The sequence below is a fragment of the Streptomyces sp. SJL17-4 genome, from assembly GCF_036826855.1.
Lineage (GTDB): Bacteria > Actinomycetota > Actinomycetes > Streptomycetales > Streptomycetaceae > Streptomyces.
In genome coordinates this window covers 8,221,890-8,246,527 of record NZ_CP104578.1, presented here as the reverse complement: position 1 = coordinate 8,246,527, position 24,638 = coordinate 8,221,890, and the positions used below count along the sequence as shown (strand labels likewise).

Sequence of the window (24,638 nt, the reverse complement as noted above, 5' to 3'; positions counted from 1 at the left end):
CCTGCTGTGAAGGGCTCCGCTTCAGGCCGCGAGGGCCTCGATGAGTTCGTCGCGTGTCATGGTGGAGCGACCCCGCACCTTGGCCTCGGCCGCCCTGTCGTACAGCTCGGCCTTGGTCAGCTCCTGGAGGTCGCCGGGCCGCCGCTCCGCGCCGCCGCCCTTCGGTGACCGCGCCCCGGCCGGCTTGCCGGAAGCGCGGCGGCCGCGGCGGCCGGGACCGCCCCGGCCCTTCCCGGCGCCGTCGGCGTTCTCGACGCTGGCACGGAGGACCTCCATGAGGTCGACGACGTTCGTGGACTCGGCGGCCGGTTCGGCCTTCTCCACGGTCTCCCCCGCCCGCTTCGCCTCGATCAGCGCGGCGACCTTCTCCTGGAAGGTGTCGTGGTAGTCCTCGGGGTCCCAGCCGATCGCCAGGGCCTCGATGAGCTGCTCGGCCATCTGCCGCTCCTTGGGCGAGACCTTGGTGCGGCCGGGGAGGTCGTCGAGCTGCTCGTGGGGATCGCGTATCTCGTCCGCCCAGTGGAGCGTGTGGCAGGTCAGGAGCCCGTCCTCGGCCTTCACCGCGACCAGGTACTCCCGCTGCCGCATCACGAACGTCGCGATGCCGGCCCGGTTCGCATCCGACAGGACCCGGGCGAGGAGGTGGTAGATCTTCCCGTAGTCCTTGCCGCGCGGACCGAGGTAGTACGTCCTGTCGAAGAAGATCGGGGCGATTTCGTCGAGCTCGACGAATCCGGTGATCTCCAGCGCCTTGGACCGTCCGGGAGCGACGTCCGCCAGCTCCTCGGGCTCCACGAGTACGTACTCGCCCCCGGTGTCGAATCCCTTGACGATGTCGTCGAGGGCGACCTCCTCACCTGTCCGTTCGTTCACCCTCTTGTTCCGGACGCGGTCCGAGGTGCCGCGCTGCAACTGATGGAAGTGGAAGGTGTGACTGTCCGTGGCCGTGTAGAGCCCGACCGGAAGACTCACCAGTCCGAACGTCAAGGCCCCTGACCACACCGGCCGCACCATGACCACCACCCGCCTCACCGCGCTCCCCCGGCTTTTATAGGGTCAAGGATTTCGTGGCACAGCCTCCGCCGCAATGGCACCAGGTCGGCATGATCTGCCCATCGGTTGATCGGAATGTGCATGGCCGGTCGGTGACCACTGATGCGACGCGGCCAGGGCTGGGGCCTGACGTCGAGCCCCAGTCGTCGTGCGTCCTGCTCCGGGCGGATGGCCGTGAGGGCGCAGGTGCCGGCCATGAGCATCACCGCGCCGGCGACGAGGAAGGCGGTGGTGCAGCCGGCGGCCGGGGTGTCGGCCGTGTCGATGAGGTGGCCGGTCAGGAACGGTGCCACGAGGCCCGGGAGGGTGCCGATGCCGGCGACGATGCCGAAGACGGCTCCACGCTGGGCGGGAGGGACGACCTCTGCGGTCGTCATGTAGTGGAGGGGGATGGTGACCGCGACCATGCCGAAGGCCAGGGCGATCAGCCAGGTGACCAGGGGTGCCGCGATCAGCGTGCCCAGGGCCGCGCCGCCGATCTGGAGTGCCGAGGGCAGGGCGCGGCGCTCCGGTGGGAACCACTTGTAGAGGGCGTGCATCGACATGGAGGCCGCCGGGCCCTCGGCGGCACCGAGCAGAATGCGGCCGGCCATCAGGGTCGGGACCGAGGCCACCACGAGGCGGCGGGGTCTGAGCACATGTGGAGGAGGCTGAGCAGGGGGAAGCAAAGAACCGCGCCCCCGACGATTGCCGGGTCGAGAAGCGGGCAGCCGCCCGTGCGAAGAAGGTCCACGAACGTTCGCACGAGGGTGACCGGCCATGACCAGACGGCGACGCCGACGCCGCGTCATGATGACGCCGTGCCCCCCGACCGCGCCTCCGCCCTACCGGGCGCAGGAGGGCGGGGCTCGTGCCGTCCGGGAAGTCACGTCCGGGTCCGACACCGTGCTCCTGACACTGACCGGCGCGATCGGCCTGACGACCGTCTCCTGCCTGCACGAACTGCTCTCCGCGCACTTCTCCCACCCCGACCTGCTGCTCGTCGGACCGGTCCCCCGCCAGTTGCACCACCCGTTCCTGCGGACGGGCACCCTGCGCCTGTTCACCGTCGTCCCGGACCGCGCGCCTCGGGTTCGCCCGACGCGCCGTGGTCGCCGGCCCTGCCGGGCCCGGCAGGGCCTTGCAGCCACCTCAGGGAGATGAACCCCATGCAGCCCGCCACCCGCGCGTCCCCCGCCTCCCTCCCTCCCCCGTCCCACGGGGAAGCGAGCAGACCCGCCACGGAGGCCGTCGAGCTGATGGAGCTGTCTCTCGTCTCCGACGACCTGGGTACGTTCACGGTGCCCCTCGACGGGCCGGGTACCGAGGTCCCGTACGAACTGCCGGAGGGCACCGTGGTCAGCACCGCCCTCACCTTCCGGCTGGGGGCGGACACCGACGGCCTCGTCTTCGAAACCATCAGGATCAGAGCGGGTGAGGCCCCGGTGACCCGACGGATCGCTCTCGGCAGCTTCCGTACCGGAGGCCCGTACGAGATCCGGCTGCCGCCGGAACGCCTGCCCCTCGGGCGGACCCACTGCGGCACCTACGAAGTCACGGCGCGCCTGAGTGACGCCGACGGGCTGGAACACGCCCGTGTGAGGCACCTGTTCACGATCGTCCGCCGACTTCCCGACGGAGTTGCCGAAGCCGACGACCCGACCGAGTGATCGAAGCCGACGTCCCGACGATTGGGCCGGGATTCGCCGGGTACGCGCGGAGCGAGCCCGAATTGTCCGCGACACAGGCAGGAGGCATCGCCATGAGCATGGTGAAGCAGACGATCGACGTGGACGTTCCCCTGCGGAACGCCTACAACCAGTGGACGCAGTTCGAGGAGTTCCCGCGCTTCATGGAGGGCGTCGAGGACGTCACGCAGGTCGACGACCGGCACTGCCACTGGCGGACCAAGATCGCAGGCGTCCGACGCGAGTTCGACACGGAGATCGTCGATCAGCTTGCCGACGAGCGCATCTCGTGGCGCACGGTCGGCGGCGAGGTGCAGCAGAAGGGCGTCGTCACCTTCCAAGAGCTCGACGAGGGTCACACCCGGGTGAGTCTCGCCATGGACATGGAACCCGAGGGCATGGCCGAGAAGGCGGCTGACGCACTCGGCATCCTGGACAGGCGGGTCAAGGGAGACCTCAAGCGGTTCAAGGGCTTCATCGAGGACCACGGTCACGAAACCGGTGCCTGGCGCGGTCGCGTCCAGCCCTCGGACGCCACCGAAGGTCCGACCGGGTCCGGCTCGCCGACGCCGACCGACGCGCCGGTCCGGGAGGCCCCCGGAGAGATGGGGGCGCCCAGTCCGACGAGCACGCCCTCGCGAGCGCAGGAGCCCTGGCCGATGCCGCCCGCCACCGACGACCCGCGCCTGTGAACCCGGGGCTGAGCTGACCCACGCGCTGACCGTCGCGCTGGCCGTCGCGCTGGCCGTCGCGCTGACCATCCCGCTTTCGACCCCCGCGCGCCGGGCCGCGGCCCCGCCACCCGACGCGTTCACGTAGTGGCGGCTGCCGCGGAGAGCCAATCCGGCTCTCCGCGGCAGCCGCTGAAGGACGCGCCGGGGTCGGTGCGCAGCTCGGGCCGCAGGACACTCAGCCACCGGCCGTCACGGTGGCCGTCACCCGACGGCGCTCGGGGCTTCCGCGCGGAGACCGGTCGGGAAGGCGGTGGAGGCTGCGGAGATGACCTCGTCGAGAACGTCCCGGGAGCGGACCAGGTCCGCGATCGTGCGGTCGATGCGCTCGCGTTCCGCGTGCAGCTCCTCGACCAGCCTCGGTGTCGCGATCTCGCTCGGCGCGCCGTCCGTGTCCCTCATGCAGGGCAGCAGCCTGCCGATCTTCTTGCTGGTGAGCCCCGCCGCGTACAGCGCCTGGATGCGGATCACACGGTCGACGGCCCATTCGCCGAAGTCGCGCTGCCCGCCGGGCGTCCGCTCGGACGTCAGCAGGCCCTGCGCCTCGTAGTAGCGCAGCGACCTCTCGCTCACGCCGCTGCGCCGCGCGAGTTCACCGATCCGCATCCCCACCCCGATCGCCGGTCACGGCCTTGCCCCTGACACCAGTGTCAACTCCTACCGTACGGGCATGACGAACGCACCGGTTGAAGCCCGCCTCTTCGACTCCGCCCTCCTCGGCCCGCTGGAACTGCCCAACCGTCTGGTCATGGCGCCGATGACCCGCAACCGCGCCGCGGCCGACGGCGTCCCGCTGCCCGTCATGGCCACCTACTACTCCCAGCGCGCCTCCGCCGGCCTGATCATCGCCGAAGCCTCCACGCCGAACGCCGTCGGCCAGACCTACCCGAACATCACCGCCATCCACAACGAGGCCCACGTCGCCGGATGGCGGCAGGTCACCGACGCCGTGCGCGCCGCCGGCGGCCGGATGTTCCTGCAACTGCAGCACGGCGGCCGCGTGGGCCACCCCGACAACAGCGGACTCACGCCCGTCGCGCCCTCGCCGATCGCCCTCCCCGAGCCGATCCACACGACGAGCGGAAGTCAAACGGCGGTCGTCCCGCGCGAGATGACCGTCGACGACATCCGCTCCACCGTCGCCGACTTCGCCGCCGCGGCCCGCAGGGCCGTCGACGCGGGCTTCGCCGGAGTCGAGGTGCATGCCGCCAACGGCTACCTGCTGCACCAGTTCCTCGCCAAGGGCTCCAACCACCGCACCGACGCCTACGGCGGCCCGGTCGCCCACCGCATCCGCTTCGTCGTCGAGGTGGTCCAGGCCGTCGTCGACGCCATCGGCCCCGACCGGGTGGGGGTGCGGCTCGCACCCGGCCTCACCGTCAACGGCATCGAGGAGGGCGACACCGAGGACATCTACCCCGCCCTCGTCGCCGCCCTGAACGACATCGGTCCCGCGTACCTGCACCTCGTGTTCGCCGACCCGGACCAGCCGCTCTTCCACGACATCCGGAAGGCCTGGCCACGAACCCTGATCGCCAACCCGGTACTCGGCTGGGGCCGGCCGCTGCCCGCCGACGGAGGCCGACACGCCGCCGAACGCCTCCTCGCCGCCGGAGCCGACCTCATCTCCCTGGGCCGCCCCTTCCTGGCCAACCCCGACCTCGTCGAACGCCTGCGGACCGGCGCCGCCATCAACCCCGTCCGCGAGGAAGGCCTGATGTACACGGGCGGTGAGAACGGTTACACCGACTACCCCGCCCTCCCGCGCATCTCGGCGACCATCGCCACGCCCCGTGCCCTCCCCGTGGCGACGCACCCGTAGGTCCGTGTCCGTGTCCGTGTCCGTGTCCGTGTCCGTGTCCGTGTCCGTGTCCGTGTCCGTTCGGCGACCTACCCCGTAGGGTCGAGGATGTGTCGCCCTCCACCGAGACTCCAGAGCACGTCGGCCCCGCCGTCGGCCGACCGCGCCGGTTGTTCGTCCTGAGGCACTCCAAGAGCGCCTGGCCGGAGGGCGTCGCCGACCATGACCGTCCCCTCGGCCCGCGCGGGCTGCGCGACGCCCCCGCCGCCGGGCGGTTCCTCACGGAGACCGGCGGACTGCCCGACCTCGTCCTGTGCTCCCCGGCCCGGCGCGCCCGCCAGACCTGGGAGCTGGCCGCCGCGGAGCTGAACAGCCCCGTGCCGACCTGCCACGACCCGCGACTGTACGGGGCGGACGACGCGGAGCTGCTCGACGTCCTCCACGACGTACCCGACGAGGTCGCGACCTTGGTCCTGGTCGGGCACAACCCCGGCCTTGAGGACCTCGTCCTGCTGCTCGCAGCCGGGGAAGACGGGGCGAACGGGTCGACCGGCGCGGACGGAAGCGCCCTGGAGCGCGTACGGACCAAGTTCCCGACCTCCGCGATCGCCGTCCTGACCTGGTACGGCACCTGGGCCGGCCTGCGTCCTGGCGAGGCGCTCCTGACGGACCTGGCGATTCCTCGCGGGCCCCGCGGCTCGTCCTGAGCCATCGGCTTCCGCGCGCAGCCGTGCGTCTGCCCGCCCGATCAGTTCGACATCGCGCGGTCCTCGGCCGGGTCGACGGTCGTGGCCGGAATCGCGAGGCAGGCCAGCGCCGCGGCGACCGCCACGCTCGCCGCGAGCAGGAGAGCGACGGGCAGGGACCGTACGGCGACGGGGCCGGCGACGGCCGCGCCCACGGCGAAAGCGGTGATCTTCAGGCTGGCGCCGGTGGTGAAGATCTGGCTGCGGAGGTGGTCCGGGGCCTCCCGATGGCGGACCGCGAACAAGGCGGTCAGCTGGGGTCCTTCACCGATCCCCAGCATCACGACGGCCAGGACGAGCATGACGGGACGGCCGGACGCGGCCAGGGCCAACGCGGCAGCCTGGACGAGGGCACTGGCCCAGATGACGGTGTCGGGGGCGATGGCACGCGGAAACCGGGCGAGCAGGGCGGTGGCCACCAGGGCGGAGACCGCCGTGCAGGAGAGCAGCACCGCACCGCGGCCCGCTCCGCCGAGGACGCGCTCGCCCAGCATCGGGATGCACGCCAGCAGCATTCCCTGGGCGACGCAGGAGACGACGGAGGTGAGGGTCGCCCGGGCCAGGGGCGGCCTTCGGACGATGACGCGTATTCCGGCGGACAGGTCGACTCGTATTCCGGCGGCGAGGTCACCGAGCACCGAGCTCCTCCTGACGCCCCGCGCCGTGCCCTGGCGGGCAGGCAGCAGCCATGCCGCGGGCAGGGCGGCGGCGATGAGCGCCGCGGAGCACACCACGGCCGTCGGGGATCCGAGCGCCTCCGCCACGACGCCCGCGAGAGCCGGGCCGGCCAGACTCGCCCCGCTGAACGTCATGGCGTCGAGCGCGTTGGCCCGGGGCAGGCGCTCGATCGGCACGACGCGCGGCAGTTGGGCCGTCCACCCTCCCGAGAGGGCCGGTCCCAGCAGTCCCGTCAACACCGCGGTCAGGAGGGTCACGGGGAACGGCAACCGCCCGAGACCCAGGAGAATCGTCGCCAGCCCGGCCGCGTACAGGAACAGCGCCCCGGCAAGCAGGCGTCCCGGGCGTCCCGCCCTGTCGAGGAGCGCTCCGAGCACGGGCCCTCCCACCGCGGCGGAGATCGTGATCGCCGCGAGCAGGGACGACGCGTCGGTGGTCGATCCTGCCAGGGCGAATCCCGTCAGCATCAAGGCCGGTCCGGACATCTCGTCCCCTGCCCGAGCCGCCATCGCCCCGGCGAGACAGTGGGCGAGCGAGTAACGCTTTCTCATCACCCGGACGTTACGCAGGTAACTCAAAACGCAGCAAGATGCGTTACATTCGGCGGGTGCCTCCCCACAGCGACGACTGGTCCAGCCGCCACTCCGTACTGACGACGGCTCAGCGGACCGCCGCCCTTCTCAACGTTCTCGCCGACGAATCTCCTGATCCGACCGAAGTGGCCGATGTGCTACGGGCCTACGGCGAGACGGACCCCATCGACCTCACCGCCCGCGAAGTCGCCGCGATGCGCACCGCCGCCGCGCTGCTGCGGCAGGTCTTCGCCGCCGAGCACGCCGATGCGGCCGCAGCAGTCCTCAACCGCCTCCTGCGGGACCACACCGGGCCGCTCCGTCTGACGTCACACGGCGGCAGCACCCCCTGGCACCCCCACCTGGACACCGACGACGACGCCCCGTGGGACGAGTGGCTCCTCGCCTCCTCCTGTATGGCCCTGACCGTCCTCGTCTGGGACCGCCGGCGCCCACCCGGCAGGATCTGCGCCTCCCCCGGCTGCCGGAACGTCTTCATCGCCCAGGGCAGCGGTCCGGAACGCCGCTACTGCTCCCGCCGATGCGCGACTCGCGAACGCGTGGCGGCCCATCGACGCTCCCGCGCCGCCGTACCGCCGAGCGACCTCACGTGACGACCCGGCCGCTCGGATCCCAGGGCCGCCCGCGTCACCACGTTCGGTCGAGCAAGTGGCTGAACAACATGTCCAGTTGCTGTGCGGCGGGGTGTGTCAGCGACGCCTCGCGCAGGATGTGGTGAGCGGCGTCCAGGTGTCGGCGCGCTTCCTCGCGCGTCCCGGTCCGCCCGCCGGCGTCCGCCACGAGCGCCGCGGCGTGTTCGGCGGTCTCGCCGTCGATCCGCTCGGCGGAGTCGAGCAGCGCCGCGAGTTCGCGCGCGGCCTTGCCTCCGTCGGCCAGTGCGATGAGGACCGGAAAGGTCTTCTTGCCCTGCCGGAGGTCGGCGTGGACGGGCTTGCCGGTCACTCTCGGGTCTCCCCAGATACCGAGGATGTCGTCCACCGCCTGAAACGCGAGGCCGAGATGGCGTCCGGCCCGGTCGAGCGTGGTCACGGTCGTGTCGGGGGCGCCGCCGAGGGTCGCGCCGAGCGCGAGCGCGCAGCCCAGCAGGGCGCCCGTCTTGTGTTCGGCCATGGACCGGTACTGGTCCGGCCCGACCGCGCCGGGTCCGCGCCAAGGGCGCTCCTCGAAGCGCAGATCCTCCGCCTGGCCGGACACCAGCGCGTTCAGGGTGCGGCAGAGGTGCCGTACCGCGGCCGCCGTGTGAGGGCCGGGGGCCTCGGCCAGGCATGTCACGGCCTGGGCGAGGAGCGCGTCGCCGGTGAGGACGCCCGGCCCGGTCCCGTAGGCCTTCCAGACCGCCGGGCGCTGCCGGCGCAGGGCGTCGGCGTCCATGATGTCGTCGTGAAGCAGGGAGAAGGTGTGCACGAGTTCGACGGCGACGGCGCCCGGGACGGCGTGGGCCCCGTCCGCCCCGACGGCTTCGGCGCCGAGCACGGCGAGCGCCTGCCGCACCCCCTTGCCCTCGGATCCGCCGGGGTCCGGGCTTCCGGTCGTATCGGCCCAGCCCAGCGCGTACGCCGCCATCTCACCGGTCCAGGGGTGCAGGCGGCGCACCGCCTCCACCAGCGCGGGCCGGACCAGTTCCCGGCACCGCTCCAGGACGACGGTCGCCGAGACCTCGTGAGAGCCTGAGGTGATCCTCATGGTCACGTCCTCGGCGCCCGGCGGGCCGGCCGGCGAGCAGACCACCCCGGCAGACATCGGGAGGGCGCTCACCGCAGCCCCTCCACGTCGGCCCGCTGCAGGGTCTCAGCCCCGACCGCCGGCAGCACCGGATCAGCTGTTCCCCTCCCGGGTCCGTCTCCGGTGTGGTCCGGCAATGGGCCGACTCCCAGCTCGGCCGCGGCCTTGTCCACCATGTCCCGGGCGTGCCGCAGCCCGATGCGGTCCAGCGTCGTGCGGAGTTCGGTCAGTTCCGCGGCGGTGTGCGCGGCGTCGCGGCCCAGGCGGGCGTCGGCCTTGACCAGTCCCAGCCTCGACAGTGCCGTCCCCCGCGGCTCCTCCATCTCACGGAACTCCCCCAGCGCCTGGGCGTACATCTCACGGGCCTCCTCGTGACGACCCGCCCGGTACAGCACGTTGCCGCGCATCTTGTGGTTGTAGGCGAGCGCGCCGGCCAGCCGGATCTCCCGGCATGCCTCCTCCGCCTGCGACAACAGGGACAGGGCCCGCTCCACGTCCCCGTCCCGTACGGACACCACGTCGGCGATGCCCCGCAGGGCCCATGCCCACCCGCGTCGGTCTTCCGCGCGCGACGCCGTCTCGGCCGCCTCCTCGAAGAGGGCCAGGGCCCTGTCGTAGGAGCCTGTGTTGCGGTGCATCTGCGCTATGCCCTCCAACGCCCAGACCGTGTGCCGGGCCTCGCCGCGGCGGCGGGCCTCGGCCAGCAGCTGTTCGTGCAGCCTCCCGACCGCCTCGTAGTCGCCCTGGATGCGCCCGGTCTCGGCGAGCCCCGCCAGCGAGTAGCCCCGCACGACGACGTCCCCGCCCCGCTCACCCGCCTCGGCCGCCAGCCCCAGCAGCCGGTACGCAAGCCTGAGCGCTCCGCGCTGGCGGGCCAGGGTGCCGCCGCTCCACAACGCCCACGCCATGGCCCCCTCGTGACCGGCCGAACGCGCCGCCCGATAGCTCGCCTTCCACGCCCGGTCGGCCTCCTCGATCCGCCCGAGCCTGCGGCATGCCTCCGCCACGGCCAGCCCGCAGCGCGCCACCTCCCGCCGGTCCCCGGCCTCCTCCGCCGCCCGGAGCTCCCGGACGCCCCGGGAGAGCACCTCGGGCAGGGAGGCGTTCACCGACAGCGACCCCAGCGCCCCCTGATACTCCGGCGCCGACGCCATCGCCGGCCTCTCCGTCACCGTCACCGTCACCTGACCTGCCATCAGAACCTCCTCGGGTCGACTCGACGATCAAGCCGACGCGAGGATCAAGACGGCTGCACCGGGCCCAGGTTCCCCCTCGGTCGCAATGTCCGTCTCCGTACGGGCACCTGGTCATCCTCAAGTACTACGCGGTGGCCGACGCTCCTCAGCGAGACGTACGTCGGGGGCGGTTCCGAAGCCTGCACGGCCACGACCGCGACCGCGTCGGCGTTTCGGCCACCGACGCGTCCACGCACGGGCCAAGCCCGGCAAGGGTCGGTGTACCGGGAACGAACGAACTTTCGCCTGGAGTCGGGGTTCACAGCGCGTCCAAAAGTCATGTGTTCGAGAGGGCGGGGGTCGTCGTTGAGCCCGGCGACCCCTTACCGCACCCCTTCCCGGAGGCTGACATGTACCCCCTGCCGCATCCCAGGACCGCTCTTCCTCCCGCTGCTGGACCTGCGCTTTCCCGTCTCTCCGCCGTGACGGTACGGCCCCGACGTACCGCCTGCGTCTCCTGCGCGGCACGGCCGGATGCGAGGTGGTGGGGATGACCGACAGCAAGGTCACCGCCCCTGTCTCGGTGGACGGCCCCTCGCCCTCCGAGCAGCTGCTGTTCGGCGGCGAGCTCACCTACGACTACGGCTGGGGCAGCCACGACGGCGCCTGGCTCAAGCTCGGGCTGCGGCAGATGGGCGGCGCGCTGCCGCGGCAGGTCGCGGTGGCGATCCGGCTGGCTCGCGAGGCCGACCAGCGGGCGTTCGTCACGGTCGCCGTCTGTGAGATCGCTCGCGGCATCGCACAGGCCGTCTCCCTGATCGCGGTCAACTCCCTCCTCGTCGAGCTGCTGGCCTCGGGCGACATCGCCGGAAGGCTCCGCGCCGCGCTGCCGTCGCTCACCCTGGTCGCCGTGCTGGCGGTGATCGGCTCGGCATGCAAGTCGGCCTCGGCCGCTGCCACCGGGATTCTGGAACCGAAGGCCCAGAGGGTGGCGACCGAGCGCTATCTCGGGCTGGTGGCCAGGGTGGAGCTGGAGGCGATCGAGGACGACGCCTTCCACAAGCTGATGGACTCCGCGCAGTGGGGCGCCGACGCGGCCCGGCGGATGGTCGGCTACTGCACCGCCGTGGTCACCTCGACGATCTCCCTGATCGCCGCCGCCGGTGTTCTCGCGGTGCTGCACTGGACGCTCCTGCCGCTGCTGGCGTTCATGGCGCTCCCCAGCGCGTGGGGTTCACTCACCATGGCCAGGCACCGGTACGTCAGCTGGCACCGCTTCGTCCAGCACGTCCGGGCCGCCAAACTGATCAGCCAGCTCCTGATCAACCAGCAGGCGGCGGCCGAGATCCGCGTCCACGACGTGGCTCCGTTCCTCCTCACCCACTTCCGCGAGATGGCACAGACCAGCGAACGCGAGCAGACCCGGCTCGCCTGGACCGGCGCGCGCACCCATGTGCTGGCCGACTCGGCCCGGGGGCTCGCCACCGTCGCCACGTACGGGGTACTCGGGCTGCTGCTGTGGAACGGGCGCATGGACCTCGCGGTGGCCGGCACGGCGGTGCTGGCGATCCGCACCGGCTCGGCCAGCATCACCGACCTCGTCCTGCGTGTCACGGACGTGCAGGAGGAGGCGCTGTTCGTCGCCGATCTGGAGACCCTGTGCACGGAGGCCGTGCGGCGCGCCATCCCCACCGGTGGGCGCGATCTGCCCGAGGAGGTGGACGAGATCCGGTTCGAACGGGTCACCTTCACCTACCCGGGAAAGGACAAGCCGTCCCTGTCCGAGGTCGACCTGATCATCCCCCGCGGGAAGACCGTCGCCCTCGTCGGGAGCAACGGCGCCGGCAAGTCGACGCTGATCAGCCTCCTGAGCGGCGCCCGGCTCCCCGACAGCGGCAGAGTCCTGTGGGGCGGGGTGAGCACGGCGGAGGCCGACCGGGCGCAGGTCTTCGCGCGCGTGGCGATGGTCGCCCAGGACTTCTTCCGATGGCCGTTCACCGCCCGCGTCAACATCGGCATCGGACGCACGTCCGGTTCGATGGACGACGCGGCCATCGAACCGGCCGCCGCTTACTCGGGGGCCGACGAGGTCGTCACGGGACTCCCGCGTCGCTGGGACTCCCTCCTCGCCCGCGGTTACAAGGGCGGGCAGGAGATCTCCGGCGGCCAGTGGCAGAAGTTCGGCCTCGCCCGGGCCCGGCACCGCGACGGCGCCGTACTGATCGTCGACGAGCCCACCAGCGCCCTGGACGCGGCCGCCGAGCAGCGGGTCTTCGACCAGATCCACCAGCTGGCGGACAAGGGGCAGACCACCGTACTGATCACCCACCGCCTGGCCAGCGCCCGTCACGCCGACGTGATCTATGTGCTGGACGGCGGCCGGGTCGTCGAGCACGGCACCTTCGCCGAGCTCATGGACCCGGCCACCGGCACCGGGGCCTTCAGGGAGGCGTACGAGCTGCAGGCCCGCCAGTTCGTACAGCCTGCTGTGCCGGCGCAGCCCGTACGGGCCACGGAGACGCCGAGCGCTCCGGGCGCCCGGGCGGGCGGCGGGGACGGCGGAGCGGAGGCCACACCATGACCGTCGGCGGCGGCGCGGCTCCCGGGTCGGTGACGGTGACGGTGAGTCAAGTCGGCGACGCTGAGTCAGCAGGGCAACGCTGAGTCAGCGCGGTGACGGACAGTCAAAACTGTGACTGTGAGTCAGCATGGCCGCCCTGCGGCGCACCGCGCGCCCATCCTGTCGCGTGGTCGACCGGCGTGCACGTGTCTAAGCTGGTGGAGGGGACGCGGCCGCAGGCGATGGGAGCACGAGCCATGGGCGGCAGGCAGAACTTCGGCACCTTGGCGACGCGCACGACGGTCGCAAGCGGGGGACGCGCGGCGGACATCGTTCGCCCCTCCTCGCACTTCCGGATCGACGGTCCCGCGGAGGCCCCTTGACGTACCCCACTGTCATCCGCGCCGCCGAGGCCGACCGATGGGGGGTGTCCGTCGACGGAGCACGTCACCCAGGGGCGGGATGCCAGGGGGATGGGACCAGAGTGCGCAGAGGAGCACGTCATGGGCCGGAACGACGAACGCAGGCACAGGAACGACCCGGGCCCAGTGCCCGGCCTGCCGCTGAAGGTGGCCCCCGGGGTCGGTGAGCACAGGGGCGCCGACGGCGTCCTCCGCAGGTACCTGGACCCCGGTGCGACGCTCTTCCGCGCGCCGACCGCCCGCCGGGCCGTCAACACCTTCGTACGAGAGCGCGCGCAGGACCTCGGGACGGACGGTGCGGACCTCCGCGAGGTCGGCAAGGAGGAGAACGAGGCGACGCTCAACGTCCGCTACCAGCAGTTCCACCAGGACGTCCCGATCTTCGGGGCCACGCTCCAGGTGGTGGCCGACACCGGGCAGGCGGCGGTCGTGCAGGTCGAGAACACGACGGAGCTCGACGTCTCCGACGCCCCGGACGCGAGTGAGGCCATGGCTCCCGACGTCGTCGAGAAGGCCGCGCTCGCCCCCTTCGAGGAGGGGTACGAAACCGCTTCAGTGGTCCGCGACGACCTGGTCTATCTGCGTGACACGACCAGGCCCCCACTGCCGGAGGCGGACCGCCCCACCGCCTCGGTCGCGCTGTTGAAGAAGGGGAAGAGGCGCCCCGACGGCAAGCTGCACCTCGTCCACGACCTCGTCGTCGAGACCTCCGGCCCGTTCGAGCACTTCCGTGTCGTCGTCGACGCCGTCGGCGGGAAGCTCCTCTGGGTCGAGGTCGCCGGACGATACGCGACGGCGACGCTCAAGGTCTTCATCCCCGACCCCGTGACATCGTCGAACAGCGCCACGCTGAGTTCCCTGTCGAGCGACGCCGACCTGAAACCTCATGCCCACGAGGTCCAGGCGGAGATCAAGGAGGCCGACGACGCGGGGAAGTTCCACCTCGACGGCGACTGGTGCCGCTGCCTGGACTGGGACGACTCGGGGTTCCCCCAGCCGGAGCCGACCGAGCCCTCGTTCGTGTTCGACACCCACCCCAACGACAAGGCGTTTCTCAGCGCGAACGCCTACTACTGGGTGGACTCCTTCGCCCGCTACCTCCGCGGCCTGGGCAACACGACGCTCAACGCCAAGATGGTCCCGGTCGACGTCGACCCTCAGGGGGTCCCGACCGCCGACAAGAGCGAATGGATCGGCACGACGAACCCTCCGCGCATGCGCTTCGACATGAAGCTCGTGCCGGGGGCCGCCGACCTCGGCATCATCGTGCACGAGTACACGCACGGAGTCGTGCAGTGGCTCCGGGCCGGCGCGACGACGCCCCTGGAGTACGAGCACAGCATCTGCGACGTCATGGCGGGCGTCTACCGGGACCTCGAGTCGTTGAACGAATCCTTCCGTTACCAGCTCACCGCGATCGGCGCCCCGGCCCCCGACCTGCACGTCAGCCGTCCCCTCACGGACCACACCTTCGAGATAGCGGGCGGGGCAGCGGGGCTGGACGTCTGCTGGCAGATCACGGGCGTCCGCTGCGACAACTGGGCCCGCGCCAATCCGTTGATCGCCGACAAGAGCAAGTCGGCGGAGGAAAAGGGCCTCCTGGTGCACCCCGAGCTGATCGGCCGCCCGGCGGACCGGTGCCTCTCGGCACTCGTCACCCCCGGTGTCGCGTCGTCGGACGCCGTACCCGAGGACGCGGCGGACAGGACGCCTCCCTAGTGCTCTGACCGCATAGGCCGGCGGCCCGGCCGGGCGTGGCGAGTCGACGGGCTGGCTCCGCGGTCGACGGCTCGGATCTCTCGGCGCGAGAAGGAACCGCGTCGAGCTGCGGTCAGATCACTAGGCACTGTCCGGCGGATCATGTGATTACTAGGATCCAGGGGCGTCCGTTTCCCCGTTGGTCAGTGCCGGGGACTGGATGGATCCGGCAGTGATGAGCGATGCGGATCCGGCGCTTCCCGCATCGGACGGAGAACGGGGGGCCTGTGGGGAGTCGACGGCTGCACGGGGGTCTCGGGGCGGTGGTGGCGCTACTGCTCGCAGTATCCGCTGCCATGCTTCTGGGCAGGTCGTGGACCGCCTGTGACGTGGGGGTGAACAACGCGGCCAACGGTAGTTTCCTGGTGTGGCTGTTCATCCCGGGTCTCTGGACGGTCCTGCTGCTGGTCTGGGTTGCTGTGGGCGCCTGTCTGGGGAATCGTCCCCTTCTCCATGCCCTGGCTCTCGCGGTGACGCTGCTGGGTGTTGTCTGGTGCGTCATCTCGGTCTTCTGGGAGAGCGCCGCCACTCCTCCGTGCCCCAGCGGCGTGCCCCAGTGGTGGCCGAGCCTCATCCCTGCCCCGGGATTCTGAGAGGTCGGTCCCGGTATTTCACGGCGAGGTGGATCTTGCAGGTCAGCCCGCCCCGGGACCGTCCGACCCCCTCGTCGGGGCGGTGTGCCGGGGCGTCGTCCTTTTTTCGGAACCCGCGGGGTGGCCTTGCGGGCTCCGGCCGCGTGCTGGTGGGCCCTGCAGGAGGTCGAGTCGACACCGACCATGCCCCAGTCGATCCGGCCGGCCAGGTCGGCGTGGGCCTGGACCGCCTGCAGGATCCGGTCCCAGGTGCCGTCCGCCGACCAGCGGCGATGCCTCTCGTAGACGGATTTCCAGGAGCCGTATCGTTCCGGCAGGTCACGCCGAGGGACGCCGGTGCGGATCCGGAACATAATTCCGTTGAAGCGGTGCGGTGATCGTTCCACCGGCCTCCCCGCCTGCCGGAAGGTGGCAGATGCGGCTCCACAAGCGACCACTCGCGATGCGTTCAATCTCCCCGCCCCATGACTGCATCAACGAGCAACTGATCAGACAGCCACATGATCAGCCGGACAGTGCCTAGCCGACCGATCCAGGCGTCGAGAGGGCGGGACGGACCGCGAACCGTTCGGGCTGGGGGCCACGGCGCAGGGCCGCCACGCGGTAGCTGAACTCGCCGCTCGTGTCGCTGCCGGCGGCCGAGCGCACGGTGAAGCCGGCGGCGGACCGGTCCGTCACGTACAGGCCGCTCGGAGCCCCGTACTCCGTGAGGAAGACGTGGTAGGGGGCGTCCTCGGTGACCGCGACGAACTCCGGGTCGAGGGTGACCCGGGCGTGGCCGTCGACGAGTTCACCGAAACCGAGGTCCTCGAACCAGCTCTCCGGGGCCTCCACCGCGTACAGGATCCGATGCGTCCCGTCGTCCATGCGCAGTGCGAGGCTCTTGTTGCCTTCCACTTCGAAGCTGCCGGTGACGCGGACGTTGCCCTCGAAGAAGCCGGCGAGGCCGCTGTTCGAACTGCCCCACACACCGAAGGCCGTCGAACCGACGTGAGCTTCGCCCTTCACACCGACGCCGTTGTTGCTCGTCGAGGAGCCGAGCACCCCCGGCTTGGCCTCGCCCTTGCCCGTCCCGTGGACACCGCTCCCGGATTGTTCGCAGGCCGCCGCCAGTCCGGTCTCGCGGCCGCTGATCCGGGCACCTGTGGTGAAGGTGCCGGTTTTGGTCTCGAAGCCCACTGTGGCAGGCCCGACGGCCGTCCACTTGTCGCCGTTCGTCACGATCGACCTCCGTATCGCCGAGGGGTGTGCTCCACAGGGATCACGTATAACCCGGCCGCCTGGCCGACCCGACTCGACTCGCTCGGCTCGGCCTGATCGGCCTAACTGATCGTTTCCGAATGAGTAAGCACCACCTGATCGTCGACCGTCACGGAACCCCCGCTCGCCGTAAGCCTCACCGGCGGCAACCGGCACGACGTCACCCAGCTCCTGCCGCTGCTGGACGCAGTTCCGCCGATCCGAGGTCTGCGCGGACGTCCCCGCCGCAGGCCCCGGCGCCTGTATGCGGACCGGGGCTACGACTTCGACAAGTACCGCCGCCTACTGTGGAAGCGGGGCATCAAGCCGCTGATCGCCCGGCGCGGCATCACCCACGGTTCCGGACTGGGCAAGGTGCACTGGGTGGTCGAGCGCACCTTCGCCTGGCCAGTTCAAACGGCTCCGCATCCGCTACGAGCGACGCGCCGATCTCCATCAGGGTCTGCTCGAACTGGCCTGCAGCCTCATATCCCTGCGCCGCCTGCGAACCTCATCCTGAGACGATCAGCTACGCCCCGTAGAGCGCGAGGCCGCGGGTGAGCCTGCGCAAGTAGATCGACCGCGCCGAGCACTGTCCCGGCCGCCCCTCTCGACCTGCCCGCCTGGTGCCACATGACTGGCCACCACTACCTGGGCGCGGTCTCCGACCCAGACCGGTTTGTGCACGGAGATCAGCCCAGGGCGAGCCAGCGGATGCCGAGCCGTTCGACCTGTGCGGCCTCAGGCTCGGTCAGCGGCTCCCGGCCGGTGGCCTTGCGCAGGAAGTGGGGACGGCTCCACTCCAGCTTGTCGGCCGCCAGGGCGTGTTCCGCTCCCAGGAGCAGCTCCGTCACGGTGTCACCGGCCGCCGGGGTGAGCCAGGCTTCGCGTCCGAGTGCGTCGGCCAGGTCGAGGCCGTGGACGGCGACTTCCACGACGCGGGTGAGGAGGAACTCCGACAGGAGCATGGCGTCGCCATGGCGTGTCCGTACCGTCCGACCGCCTGCTTCGGCCCGGCACAGCCGGTCGACCCGCCGCCACGTCGTGGCGAAGTCCTCGGCGAAGGAGGCGCCGTCGGCCGGTGCCGCCGCACGCTCCTGGGCCAATGCGATCCGCTTACCGTTAGTCCGGGGTGAGAAGCGGTCGTCCGGGCGGTAGTACTCCACCGCGGAGATCTCCGCCTCGCCGGGGGCCGGCGCGTCCAGCATGGCCGGCAGCCAGTCGATCACCACGCATACGTGCCCGAGCAGGTCGCGTACCGTCCAGGGAGTGCAGCGTGTCAGGAGCTTCCACTCACCCTCGGACAGTCCGGCCACGGCGTCGTCGAGAGCCTCGCATTCCAGCTGAAACGCTTCGAGCACCTGGTCGTGATCCACGCTGTGTCACCTTCCGTCCGTTCGCCGTCCCGCGCTCGCTTCGCCGGCCCGCCGATTCCGCTCTGCGCTCGCTTCTCTGATCATCGACACGCGTGCCGAAGCGGTCCCGGTTGCAGACCTCTGGAGAAGACCACCAGGCAGCAGCCGGGCTTCTCCGCCGGTCGTTCCCACGGGGCGTGGGATAGGTTCCCCTCCGTGATCGAACCCGGAACCATCGCCTGGCCGCCCGTCCCGATACCGACCGAACGGCTCGTGCTCCGCGCGTCCGAGGCCCGGGACCGTGCGGTGTTCGTCGAACTGTTCGCCTCGCCCGAGGTGGGCGCCTACATCGGCGGCGCCCGGCCTCGCGACGAACTCGAACGCGCGATGCCCGAAGTACCCGGCCGACGCCCCGGCTTTTTCGTGGTCGCACTCGACGGAACGATGATCGGCACGATCACGCTCGACCCCCGCAGTGCCCAGCGCCGGGGGCACGTCCGCCCCGACGCCGGGGAGGCCGAACTCGGCTTCCTGTTCCTGCCGGAGGCATGGGGCCGGGGGTACGCCTTCGAGGCGTGCACGGCGGCACTCGACTGGTTCGCCGGCGCGCGCCCTGGCGAACCGGTGGTGCTCTCCACCCGGAGCGCCAACGACCGCGCGATGCGCCTCGCGGCGAAGCTGGGCTTCACCGAGGTCGAGCGATTCGAGGAGTACGGCGCCGAGCAGTGGTTCGGCGTGCGCCCCTCGACCACACCGACCGGATGAAGGACGGCACCATGAACGCGATCGTGCTGATGTCGGACCCGAAGGTCGCCGCCGTGCCCGTGGCCGAGACCGGCGAACGCCTCGTGGACGTCCGCCTCGGCGGCCGTCTGCTCGTCGACACCCGCAAGCAGGACCCGGCGGACGCCTTCGCCCACCTGCGGGAAGGCGTGCTGGAACGGCTGCTCACCGCACAGACGATGCTTCCGGTGGGCATACGGCTACTGTTCGTCGAGGGATACCGGCCGCCTTCCCTCCAGCGGGAGTACTTCGAGGAGTACGCCGGCCTGCTACGAGCCGCCAACCCCGGCTGGTCCCCCCATGAGATCCACTCGGCGGCGAGCAGGTACGTGTCACCACCCGGCATCGCGCCGCACAGCGCCGGCGCGGCCGTAGACCTCACCCTCGCCGATGCCGACGGACACGAGCTGGACCTGGGCACGCGCATGAACGCGGACCCGGAGGAGAGCGCCGGCGCCTGCTACACCCACGCCCCGAACATCAGCGAGGAGGCCCGCGCCAACCGGAAGCTGCTGGGCACCGTCCTCACGGCCGCGGGACTGGTGAACTACCCCACCGAGTGGTGGCACTGGTCCTTCGGGGACCGCTACTGGGCCCTGCTCACAGGAAAGGCCGCAGCCCTCTACGGTCCCAAGAAGCTCGACCCGCGCAGCTGACCGGCCAGACCTTCTGTTCCGGCCCGGGCAGCACACCGACGGCGAGCCGCCCGCCCTGGCCCGGCAAGAAGAATTGTCAAGACTTGTGGATGAGGAGTGGTTGCCTGCCGGCAGGCGAAGGGACTTGAGTCTCCCGTAGGGGGAGACACAAAGGTGGGGACATGAACGGCGACACGCTCTACCCGATCGGCGAACTTGCTCAACGGACCGGTCTCACGGTCAAGACCATTCGGTTCTACTCCGATCGCGGAATCGTGGCGCCGACCGACCGCAGCCCGGCCGGCTACCGCCTCTACGGCATCGACGCCGTCGCACGCCTGGACCTCGTGCGGACCCTGCGCGAGCTGGGACTGGACCTCTCCACGATCCGCAAGGTCGTGGACCGCGAGCTCTCGCTTCCCGAAGTCGCCGCGGCGCACGCCGAAGCACTGACGGTGCAGATCCGCGTCCTGCGCCTGCGGCGCGCGGTGCTGACGGCGGTGGCCGAGCGCGGGTCCACACCTGAGGAGACAGAACGCATGCACCAGCTGGCCCGGCTTTCCGAGGACGAACGCAGCCGTCTGATCGGCGATTTCCTCGACGCCGTCTTCGGCGGTCTTGACGCCGCCCCCGCATTCGCGGGGGTCATGCGCTCGATGACCCCCGAGTTGCCCGACAACCCGGAGGCAGAGCAGGTCCAGGCGTGGGTGGAGCTGGCCGAAATGTCCCTGGACCCGGGCTTCCGCGCCGTCGTGCGGCGGATGGCCGAGGACCAGGCGGCCGAGCAGACCCGAAGCGACGTGACGGCCCCGCACCGCGACATCGTCGCAGCCGTCCGTGACCAGGTCGGCCCAGCCCTGACCGCCGGCATCGACCCGGCCTCACCCCAGGCCGATCCGATCGTCGCGCAGTTCACGGCGTACTACGCGCACCTCCTCGGCCACCCCGACGACATCGAGCTTCGTCGCCGGCTGGTGACTCGGCTGGAGAGCGTGAACGACCCCCGCAGGGAGCGGTACCTCCAGCTGCTCGCAGTGGTCAACGGCTGGCCGGCCCCGGAGAGCCTGGCTCCAGTGTTCGACTGGTCCGTCCAGGCTCTGCGCGCCCGGACACAGCAATGACGGGACGGTCACACGGCGGCACAGGGCGGACGCGGCTGGCATCGGGTGAGAACGCCGCCACATATGATCGGCTGATGAGTGCCCCGGTCGTACTTCAGGTCACCGCGTCGCCGGTCTCTCCCGCTCTCATTCTTCGCCCCTGGCGCATGGAAGACGTCGCCGCATTGGTCGAGGTGAGCCGGGATCGGACACTGCGCCGGTGGGCGAGCTCTGTCGTGGACAACGATGCCGACGGGACACGCTGGGTGCAGGCTCAGCAGCAGGGCTGGGCAACCTGGGACCGGTTCAGCTTCGCCGTCCTTGAGGCACCAACCGGTTCAGTTCGCGAACAGTTGGTGGGCAACGTGGTCCTCAAGGGGGTCACCTCCGGCACACCGACGGCCGAAGTGGGCTACTGGACCGCGGCGCACGCTCGCGGGCGGGGAGTGGCCTCCCGCGCTCTGGACGCACTCACCAACTGGGCCTTCGGTACCTTCGAAGCCGACGGGCTGGAGCGTCTCGAACTCCTGCACCAAGTGGACAACCTGGCATCGTGCCGGGTTGCACAGAAGAGCCGCTACGACTTCGACACCATCCTGCCCGCGGCACCGCCCTCCTTCCCCCGCGATGGCCACCTGCACATACGGCGCGCGAGTGCCTGAGATCCTCCCAGCTTCTGCGGATCGGCTGAGGCTGCTCACGCCGATAGGGGCTTGGGACGTTTGACAAGGTGGCCGCGTTCGGAGCGCGCCTTAGCACTGACCAGAGCAACGAGATGGGAGGAGTTCACAGCAGGCCAGCGGGCGTGGGCTGACTCGACCGGCTTGAAAATCATCGCCAGCCCGGCGCCCGTCTGCCGGCACCCTTCGTCACCTTGGCCCGCAGCCGCACGGTGGCGAACGTCGACTCGATGGGATTCGCGGTCCGCAGATGAATCCAGTGCTCGGCGGAAAAGCCGTAGAAAGCCAGCAGCTCATCCTCATCGTCCACGATCTTCTTGACCGCCTTCTGGGAACAAGATCGGCACGCACGTCGGACACCCTGCCGACCAAGATCACCGAGTGCAAGACCTGCGAATCAACCCATTCTGAAACGATCAGTAAGTGGTCTGCGTCGTAAGTCCTTCGGGGCTCGACTTCGCGGTTGGGCGTCAGTGGTCAGGCGTCGGGCCGTGCTTCGAGGAATGCGAGGGCCCTGGCCACGAACGCGTCGTGGAACTGGAAGATGCCGCCGTGCCCGGCGTCCGGGTAGAGGGGGACGAGTTCGCCCCGGGGCAGCCGTGCGGCGAGGTCGAGGGTGTTCTCGCTCGGCACCATTCGGTCGCTCTCGCCGTTGGCCACCAGGACCGGCTGGCGGATGCGGGACAGGTCGGCCGGCGCTTGCAGGCCCCACCGGTGGATGGCCTTGAGCTGGGCGCGGAACGACGTCAGTGAGATGGCTTCGTCGCGGTCGTCCGTGCGCTCCTTCAGCCGTTCCAGGAAGGCGCGTGCTTCGCGTCGGCCGTGTTCGGTGTCGGTGAAGAAGAGGAACTGCTTGGGGTCCTTGCGGGTCAGGATGCCCTTCAGGATGTCCCGGAGGGTGAGTGCGGTGACCTTGTCGATGCCCGGGCCTCCGGCGGGGCCGGTGCCCGCGAGGACGACCTTGCGCACCAGCTGCGGTTCCTCGGCGGCGATGACCTGGGCGATGAAGCCGTCCATCGACAGGCCGAGCAGGTCGACCTGTTCGAAGCCCAGGGCTCGGATGAACAGCACCGCATCGCGGGCCATCGCCTCGATGGTGTCGGGGGTGGAGCCGCCCGACGCGCCGACTCCGCGGTTGTCGAAGGTGATCACCCGGCGACGGGCGGCGAGTCCGTCGACGACGCGGGGGTCCCAGTTGTCCAGGACGGCGGTCAGATGGTGGAGCAGGATCAGCGGTACGCCGTCTCCTTCCGGGCCGAGCTGCCGGTAGACGAAGTCGACGCCACCCAGGGACACCGAACGGGTCGGCACGTCCCTGTGCGACGGGGTGGGCGTGGGGGTGGGGGTGGGGGAACGGCGCGGTGCGGTCATGGTCGGTTCCTGTGGGTGTGGGGGGATGTGGGCGGTGACGGGAGGTGGGGTCCTCTCGCTGCCCGGGGCCTGTCGGTGGTGTGGCGAGTGCCGGCCCTCACGCCATCGCGACGACGACCTTGCCGGCCTTGGCGCGGCCCTTCTCGGCGTACTCCATGGCTTCGCGGGTCTGGCCGAAGGGGAAGACGCGGTCGACGACGGGGCGGATCGCTCCGGCGTCGATGAGCCGGGTGAGTTCGCGCAGCTGGTCGCCGCCGGCCTTCATGAACAGGAAGGAGTAGGTGACGCCCTGACGCTTGGCGTGGCGTCGGGTCGTGAAGCTCAGGGCCTTCATCGCCTGCCGCAGGACCGCGTTCGCGCCGAGCTCGCGGGCGAAGTCCCCGTCGGGCGGCCCGGCGATGCTGATGACCTTCCCGCCTGGCTTGAGGACCCGCAGCGACTTCTCCAGGGTCTTGCCGCCGACGGTGTCCAGGACGACGTCGTAGCCGTCCAGGAGCTCCTCGAAGTCCTGGGCGCGGTAGTCGATGACGACGTGAGCGCCGAGTTCCTTGACCAGGGCGGCGTTGGCCGCGCTCGCGGTGGTGGCCACGTGGGCGCCCAGGTGCCTGGCCAGTTGGAGGGCGATGGTGCCCACTCCGCCGGCGCCCGCGTGGATCAGGACTTTCTGGCCCGGCCGGACCTGTGCCCTCTCGACCAGCGCCTGCCATGAGGTGAGAGCCACCAGGGGAAGGGACGCGGCCTCCGCCATGGAGAGGGTGGCCGGCTTGTGGGCCAGGTCGTTCTGGTGGACGGCGATGAGTTCGGCGAACGTGCCGATGCGGTCCTTGTCGGGCCGGGCGTAGACCTCGTCACCCACTGCGAACCGGGTGACGGCCGAGCCGACCCGGACCACCACTCCTGCGAGGTCGTTGCCCAGCACGAGAGGGAGGCGGTACGGGAGGATCAGCTTGAAGTCGCCGTCGCGGAGCTTGAAGTCCAGCGGGTTGACGCTGGCCGCATGGATCTTGACCAGCACGTCGTCGGCGCCCGGCTCCGGGTCGGGCATCTCGGCGGCACGCACCGCGGACTGGTCACCGTACTTCTCGATCACATAGGTCTTCATCGCCGTCTCCCTGTCTCGTCCGCACAGGGACGGGATCTCCGCTCGTTTCGGGATGCCCCGGTACGAGATGCTTTCTGGTGTTCAGTGCTGGTTCATGGCGCCCCACACCGCTGCGGCGGGCGCGCCTCACGCTGCGTACGGCGATGCGGCCAGGCCCCGCTTCACGTGCCGGGTGGTCTCGTCGGCGAGGATCTCGGGCAGTCCCCGCTCGATGCCGGACAGGGCCTGGGCGGCGACCTCGGCGGGGTCGGTCTTCTGGCCGGCGGGAACGCCGGCGGCCATGTCGGTGTCCATGTATCCGACGTGCAGGGCCGAGACGGAGATGCCGCGGGGCGCCAGTTCCTCTCGGGCGGCACCGGTCAGCGCCCATGCCGCGGCCTTCGCCGCGGCGTAGGCACCGAGGCCGGCCGGGTGCAGCCAGGACAGGACCGACAGCACGTTGAGCACGGCGCCGCCGCCGTTGAACTCGATGACCGGGGCGAAAGCCCGCGTCACGGCGAGCGGGCCGAAGAAGTTCACCTCCATCTCGAGACGTACCGCGTCCGGGCTGCCCGCCATCAGGGGCGTTCCCGTGGAGATGCCCGCGTTGTTGACCAGCAGCGTCGCGTCGGAGGCGGTGCGAGCCGCCGCCCGGATCGACTCCGCGTCCGTCACGTCGAGCCGCAGCGGGATGACACCCGGAAGGTCCACCGTTTCGGGGCGACGGGCGGCCGCGTACACCTTGGTCCCGCCTTCCACGAGCTGGCCGGCCAGATGCCGCCCGAGCCCCCGGTTGGCGCCGGTGACCACTGCCACCGCGTCCTTCAGTTCCATGCCCACTCCCAGCGCCACGGCCGCCGTCACGCGACCCACCGATTAGATTACGACTACAATC

General features: G+C 70.8%; 22 protein-coding genes and 4 pseudogenes. 13 read left to right on the top strand and 13 right to left on the bottom strand.

The genetic code is table 11. The features are described from left to right. Nucleotides 1-21 precede the first annotated feature (21 nt). Together N5875_RS36995 and N5875_RS36990 are read right to left on the bottom strand one after the other, a co-directional pair. Entirely contained in the window at nt 22-1,014 is a 993-nt protein-coding gene (locus N5875_RS36995; RefSeq protein WP_318211810.1) for a Ku protein, read from the bottom strand. A gap of 14 nt (nt 1,015-1,028) precedes the next feature. Then, nucleotides 1,029-1,691, bottom strand: a complete 663-nt coding sequence (locus tag N5875_RS36990; RefSeq protein ID WP_338498748.1) for an MFS transporter — start codon at nt 1,689-1,691, stop codon at nt 1,029-1,031. Nucleotides 1,692-1,938: 247 nt separating this feature from the next. Between N5875_RS36990 and N5875_RS36985 the strand changes: the two genes are divergently transcribed. The 3 genes and pseudogenes from N5875_RS36985 to N5875_RS36975 all read left to right on the top strand — a co-directional run. After that, the gene (locus N5875_RS36985; RefSeq protein ID WP_318211808.1) at nt 1,939-2,196 is read left to right on the top strand and encodes a hypothetical protein; all 258 of its coding nucleotides are present in this window, start codon (nt 1,939-1,941) and stop codon (nt 2,194-2,196) included. 5 nt (nt 2,197-2,201) lie between these two features. Next, nucleotides 2,202-2,702, top strand: coding sequence for a hypothetical protein (locus N5875_RS36980; protein ID WP_318211807.1), 501 nt, complete (start codon nt 2,202-2,204; stop codon nt 2,700-2,702). A 92-nt stretch (nt 2,703-2,794) separates the two neighbouring features. Further along, nucleotides 2,795-3,253: pseudogene (locus tag N5875_RS36975) on the top strand (SRPBCC family protein); the annotation flags it as partial. A 402-nt stretch (nt 3,254-3,655) separates the two neighbouring features. Here the strand turns inward: N5875_RS36975 and N5875_RS36970 are convergent. After that, on the bottom strand, nt 3,656-4,057 hold the full coding sequence (locus tag N5875_RS36970) for a MerR family transcriptional regulator (protein WP_318211806.1): 402 nt from the start codon (nt 4,055-4,057) through the stop codon (nt 3,656-3,658). A 64-nt stretch (nt 4,058-4,121) separates the two neighbouring features. Here N5875_RS36970 and N5875_RS36965 point away from each other — a divergent pair, with 64 nt between their 5' ends. Then, a complete protein-coding gene (locus N5875_RS36965) occupies nt 4,122-5,273 on the top strand; it encodes an alkene reductase (protein ID WP_338498744.1) in 1,152 nt (383 codons plus the stop codon). 89 nt (nt 5,274-5,362) lie between these two features. Continuing rightward, nucleotides 5,363-5,959, top strand: coding sequence for a histidine phosphatase family protein (locus N5875_RS36960; protein WP_338498742.1), 597 nt, complete (start codon nt 5,363-5,365; stop codon nt 5,957-5,959). Nucleotides 5,960-6,000: 41 nt separating this feature from the next. Here the strand turns inward: N5875_RS36960 and N5875_RS36955 are convergent, their stop codons facing one another. Next, a complete protein-coding gene (locus tag N5875_RS36955) occupies nt 6,001-7,227 on the bottom strand; it encodes an MFS transporter (protein ID WP_318211803.1) in 1,227 nt (408 codons plus the stop codon). 38 nt (nt 7,228-7,265) lie between these two features. On the opposite strand from N5875_RS36955, the gene N5875_RS36950 reads away from it, so the two are divergent. Then, nucleotides 7,266-7,862, top strand: coding sequence for a CGNR zinc finger domain-containing protein (locus N5875_RS36950; protein WP_318211802.1), 597 nt, complete (start codon nt 7,266-7,268; stop codon nt 7,860-7,862). Between the two features lie 34 nt (nt 7,863-7,896). Here N5875_RS36950 and N5875_RS36945 read toward each other — a convergent pair whose 3' ends face one another. Beyond that, on the bottom strand, nt 7,897-8,952 hold the full coding sequence (locus tag N5875_RS36945; RefSeq protein WP_318211801.1) for a polyprenyl synthetase family protein: 1,056 nt from the start codon (nt 8,950-8,952) through the stop codon (nt 7,897-7,899). Between the two features lie 68 nt (nt 8,953-9,020). After that, the gene (locus tag N5875_RS36940; RefSeq protein WP_338498739.1) at nt 9,021-10,187 is read right to left on the bottom strand and encodes a tetratricopeptide repeat protein; all 1,167 of its coding nucleotides are present in this window, start codon (nt 10,185-10,187) and stop codon (nt 9,021-9,023) included. Between the two features lie 529 nt (nt 10,188-10,716). Here N5875_RS36940 and N5875_RS36935 point away from each other — a divergent pair. Both N5875_RS36935 and N5875_RS36930 read left to right on the top strand, forming a co-directional pair. Beyond that, entirely contained in the window at nt 10,717-12,747 is a 2,031-nt protein-coding gene (locus tag N5875_RS36935) for an ABC transporter ATP-binding protein (protein WP_338498738.1), read from the top strand. A 482-nt stretch (nt 12,748-13,229) separates the two neighbouring features. Continuing rightward, nucleotides 13,230-14,867 carry a hypothetical protein gene (locus N5875_RS36930; protein WP_338498737.1) on the top strand — a complete coding sequence of 546 codons (1,638 nt, stop codon included), beginning with the start codon at nt 13,230-13,232 and terminating at the stop codon, nt 14,865-14,867. 615 nt (nt 14,868-15,482) lie between these two features. On the opposite strand, the pseudogene N5875_RS36925 reads toward N5875_RS36930, so the two are convergent. Together N5875_RS36925 and N5875_RS36920 are read right to left on the bottom strand one after the other, a co-directional pair. After that, a pseudogene (locus N5875_RS36925) lies at nt 15,483-15,926 on the bottom strand (IS5 family transposase); the annotation flags it as partial. A gap of 92 nt (nt 15,927-16,018) precedes the next feature. Then, nucleotides 16,019-16,720, bottom strand: a complete 702-nt coding sequence (locus tag N5875_RS36920; RefSeq protein ID WP_318211796.1) for a hypothetical protein — start codon at nt 16,718-16,720, stop codon at nt 16,019-16,021. Nucleotides 16,721-16,842: 122 nt separating this feature from the next. Here N5875_RS36920 and N5875_RS36915 point away from each other — a divergent pair. Next, nucleotides 16,843-17,258 (top strand): annotated as a pseudogene (locus N5875_RS36915) (IS5 family transposase); the annotation flags it as partial. Between the two features lie 172 nt (nt 17,259-17,430). Here N5875_RS36915 and N5875_RS36910 read toward each other — a convergent pair. After that, nucleotides 17,431-18,114 carry a maleylpyruvate isomerase family mycothiol-dependent enzyme gene (locus tag N5875_RS36910; protein WP_338498734.1) on the bottom strand — a complete coding sequence of 228 codons (684 nt, stop codon included), beginning with the start codon at nt 18,112-18,114 and terminating at the stop codon, nt 17,431-17,433. Nucleotides 18,115-18,309: 195 nt separating this feature from the next. On the opposite strand from N5875_RS36910, the gene N5875_RS36905 reads away from it, so the two are divergent. The 4 genes from N5875_RS36905 (at nt 18,310) to N5875_RS36890 (ending at nt 21,273) form a co-directional block, all read left to right on the top strand. Beyond that, a complete protein-coding gene (locus tag N5875_RS36905) occupies nt 18,310-18,858 on the top strand; it encodes a GNAT family N-acetyltransferase (RefSeq protein WP_338498731.1) in 549 nt (182 codons plus the stop codon). An 11-nt stretch (nt 18,859-18,869) separates the two neighbouring features. Beyond that, nucleotides 18,870-19,532 (top strand): M15 family metallopeptidase, encoded by a 663-nt coding sequence (locus tag N5875_RS36900; RefSeq protein ID WP_318211793.1) that lies wholly within the window; start codon nt 18,870-18,872, stop codon nt 19,530-19,532. A gap of 161 nt (nt 19,533-19,693) precedes the next feature. Then, nucleotides 19,694-20,632: a MerR family transcriptional regulator gene (locus N5875_RS36895; protein ID WP_338498729.1), complete on the top strand. Its 939-nt coding sequence runs from the start codon at nt 19,694-19,696 to the stop codon at nt 20,630-20,632. A gap of 74 nt (nt 20,633-20,706) precedes the next feature. Continuing rightward, nucleotides 20,707-21,273 (top strand): GNAT family N-acetyltransferase, encoded by a 567-nt coding sequence (locus N5875_RS36890; protein WP_338498727.1) that lies wholly within the window; start codon nt 20,707-20,709, stop codon nt 21,271-21,273. A 35-nt stretch (nt 21,274-21,308) separates the two neighbouring features. Here N5875_RS36890 and N5875_RS36885 read toward each other — a convergent pair. The 4 genes and pseudogenes from N5875_RS36885 to N5875_RS36870 form a co-directional block, all read right to left on the bottom strand. Continuing rightward, nucleotides 21,309-21,619, bottom strand: a pseudogene (locus N5875_RS36885) (IS256 family transposase); the annotation flags it as partial. A 149-nt stretch (nt 21,620-21,768) separates the two neighbouring features. Then, nucleotides 21,769-22,662: an alpha/beta hydrolase gene (locus N5875_RS36880; protein WP_338498725.1), complete on the bottom strand. Its 894-nt coding sequence runs from the start codon at nt 22,660-22,662 to the stop codon at nt 21,769-21,771. Nucleotides 22,663-22,759: 97 nt separating this feature from the next. Beyond that, entirely contained in the window at nt 22,760-23,764 is a 1,005-nt protein-coding gene (locus tag N5875_RS36875; RefSeq protein WP_318211789.1) for an NADP-dependent oxidoreductase, read from the bottom strand. A gap of 126 nt (nt 23,765-23,890) precedes the next feature. Further along, the gene (locus tag N5875_RS36870) at nt 23,891-24,577 is read right to left on the bottom strand and encodes an SDR family oxidoreductase (protein ID WP_318211788.1); all 687 of its coding nucleotides are present in this window, start codon (nt 24,575-24,577) and stop codon (nt 23,891-23,893) included. Nucleotides 24,578-24,638: the final 61 nt, after the last annotated feature.

What these genes read in the sequence shown, in the direction of transcription:
- N5875_RS36995 (WP_318211810.1), bottom strand. Translation starts at nt 1,014, where the DNA reads ATGGTGCGGCCGGTGTGGTCAGGGGCCTTGACGTTCGGACTGGTGAGT.
- N5875_RS36980 (WP_318211807.1), top strand. Translation starts at nt 2,202, where the DNA reads ATGCAGCCCGCCACCCGCGCGTCCCCCGCCTCCCTCCCTCCCCCGTCC.
- N5875_RS36970 (WP_318211806.1), bottom strand. Translation starts at nt 4,057, where the DNA reads ATGCGGATCGGTGAACTCGCGCGGCGCAGCGGCGTGAGCGAGAGGTCG.
- N5875_RS36965 (WP_338498744.1), top strand. Translation starts at nt 4,122, where the DNA reads ATGACGAACGCACCGGTTGAAGCCCGCCTCTTCGACTCCGCCCTCCTC.
- N5875_RS36955 (WP_318211803.1), bottom strand. Translation starts at nt 7,227, where the DNA reads ATGAGAAAGCGTTACTCGCTCGCCCACTGTCTCGCCGGGGCGATGGCG.
- N5875_RS36950 (WP_318211802.1), top strand. Translation starts at nt 7,266, where the DNA reads ATGCGTTACATTCGGCGGGTGCCTCCCCACAGCGACGACTGGTCCAGC.
- N5875_RS36945 (WP_318211801.1), bottom strand. Translation starts at nt 8,952, where the DNA reads ATGAGGATCACCTCAGGCTCTCACGAGGTCTCGGCGACCGTCGTCCTG.
- N5875_RS36940 (WP_338498739.1), bottom strand. Translation starts at nt 10,187, where the DNA reads ATGGCAGGTCAGGTGACGGTGACGGTGACGGAGAGGCCGGCGATGGCG.
- N5875_RS36935 (WP_338498738.1), top strand. Translation starts at nt 10,717, where the DNA reads ATGACCGACAGCAAGGTCACCGCCCCTGTCTCGGTGGACGGCCCCTCG.
- N5875_RS36930 (WP_338498737.1), top strand. Translation starts at nt 13,230, where the DNA reads ATGGGCCGGAACGACGAACGCAGGCACAGGAACGACCCGGGCCCAGTG.
- N5875_RS36900 (WP_318211793.1), top strand. Translation starts at nt 18,870, where the DNA reads ATGAACGCGATCGTGCTGATGTCGGACCCGAAGGTCGCCGCCGTGCCC.
- N5875_RS36895 (WP_338498729.1), top strand. Translation starts at nt 19,694, where the DNA reads ATGAACGGCGACACGCTCTACCCGATCGGCGAACTTGCTCAACGGACC.
- N5875_RS36890 (WP_338498727.1), top strand. Translation starts at nt 20,707, where the DNA reads ATGAGTGCCCCGGTCGTACTTCAGGTCACCGCGTCGCCGGTCTCTCCC.
- N5875_RS36880 (WP_338498725.1), bottom strand. Translation starts at nt 22,662, where the DNA reads ATGACCGCACCGCGCCGTTCCCCCACCCCCACCCCCACGCCCACCCCG.
- N5875_RS36875 (WP_318211789.1), bottom strand. Translation starts at nt 23,764, where the DNA reads ATGAAGACCTATGTGATCGAGAAGTACGGTGACCAGTCCGCGGTGCGT.
- N5875_RS36870 (WP_318211788.1), bottom strand. Translation starts at nt 24,577, where the DNA reads ATGGAACTGAAGGACGCGGTGGCAGTGGTCACCGGCGCCAACCGGGGG.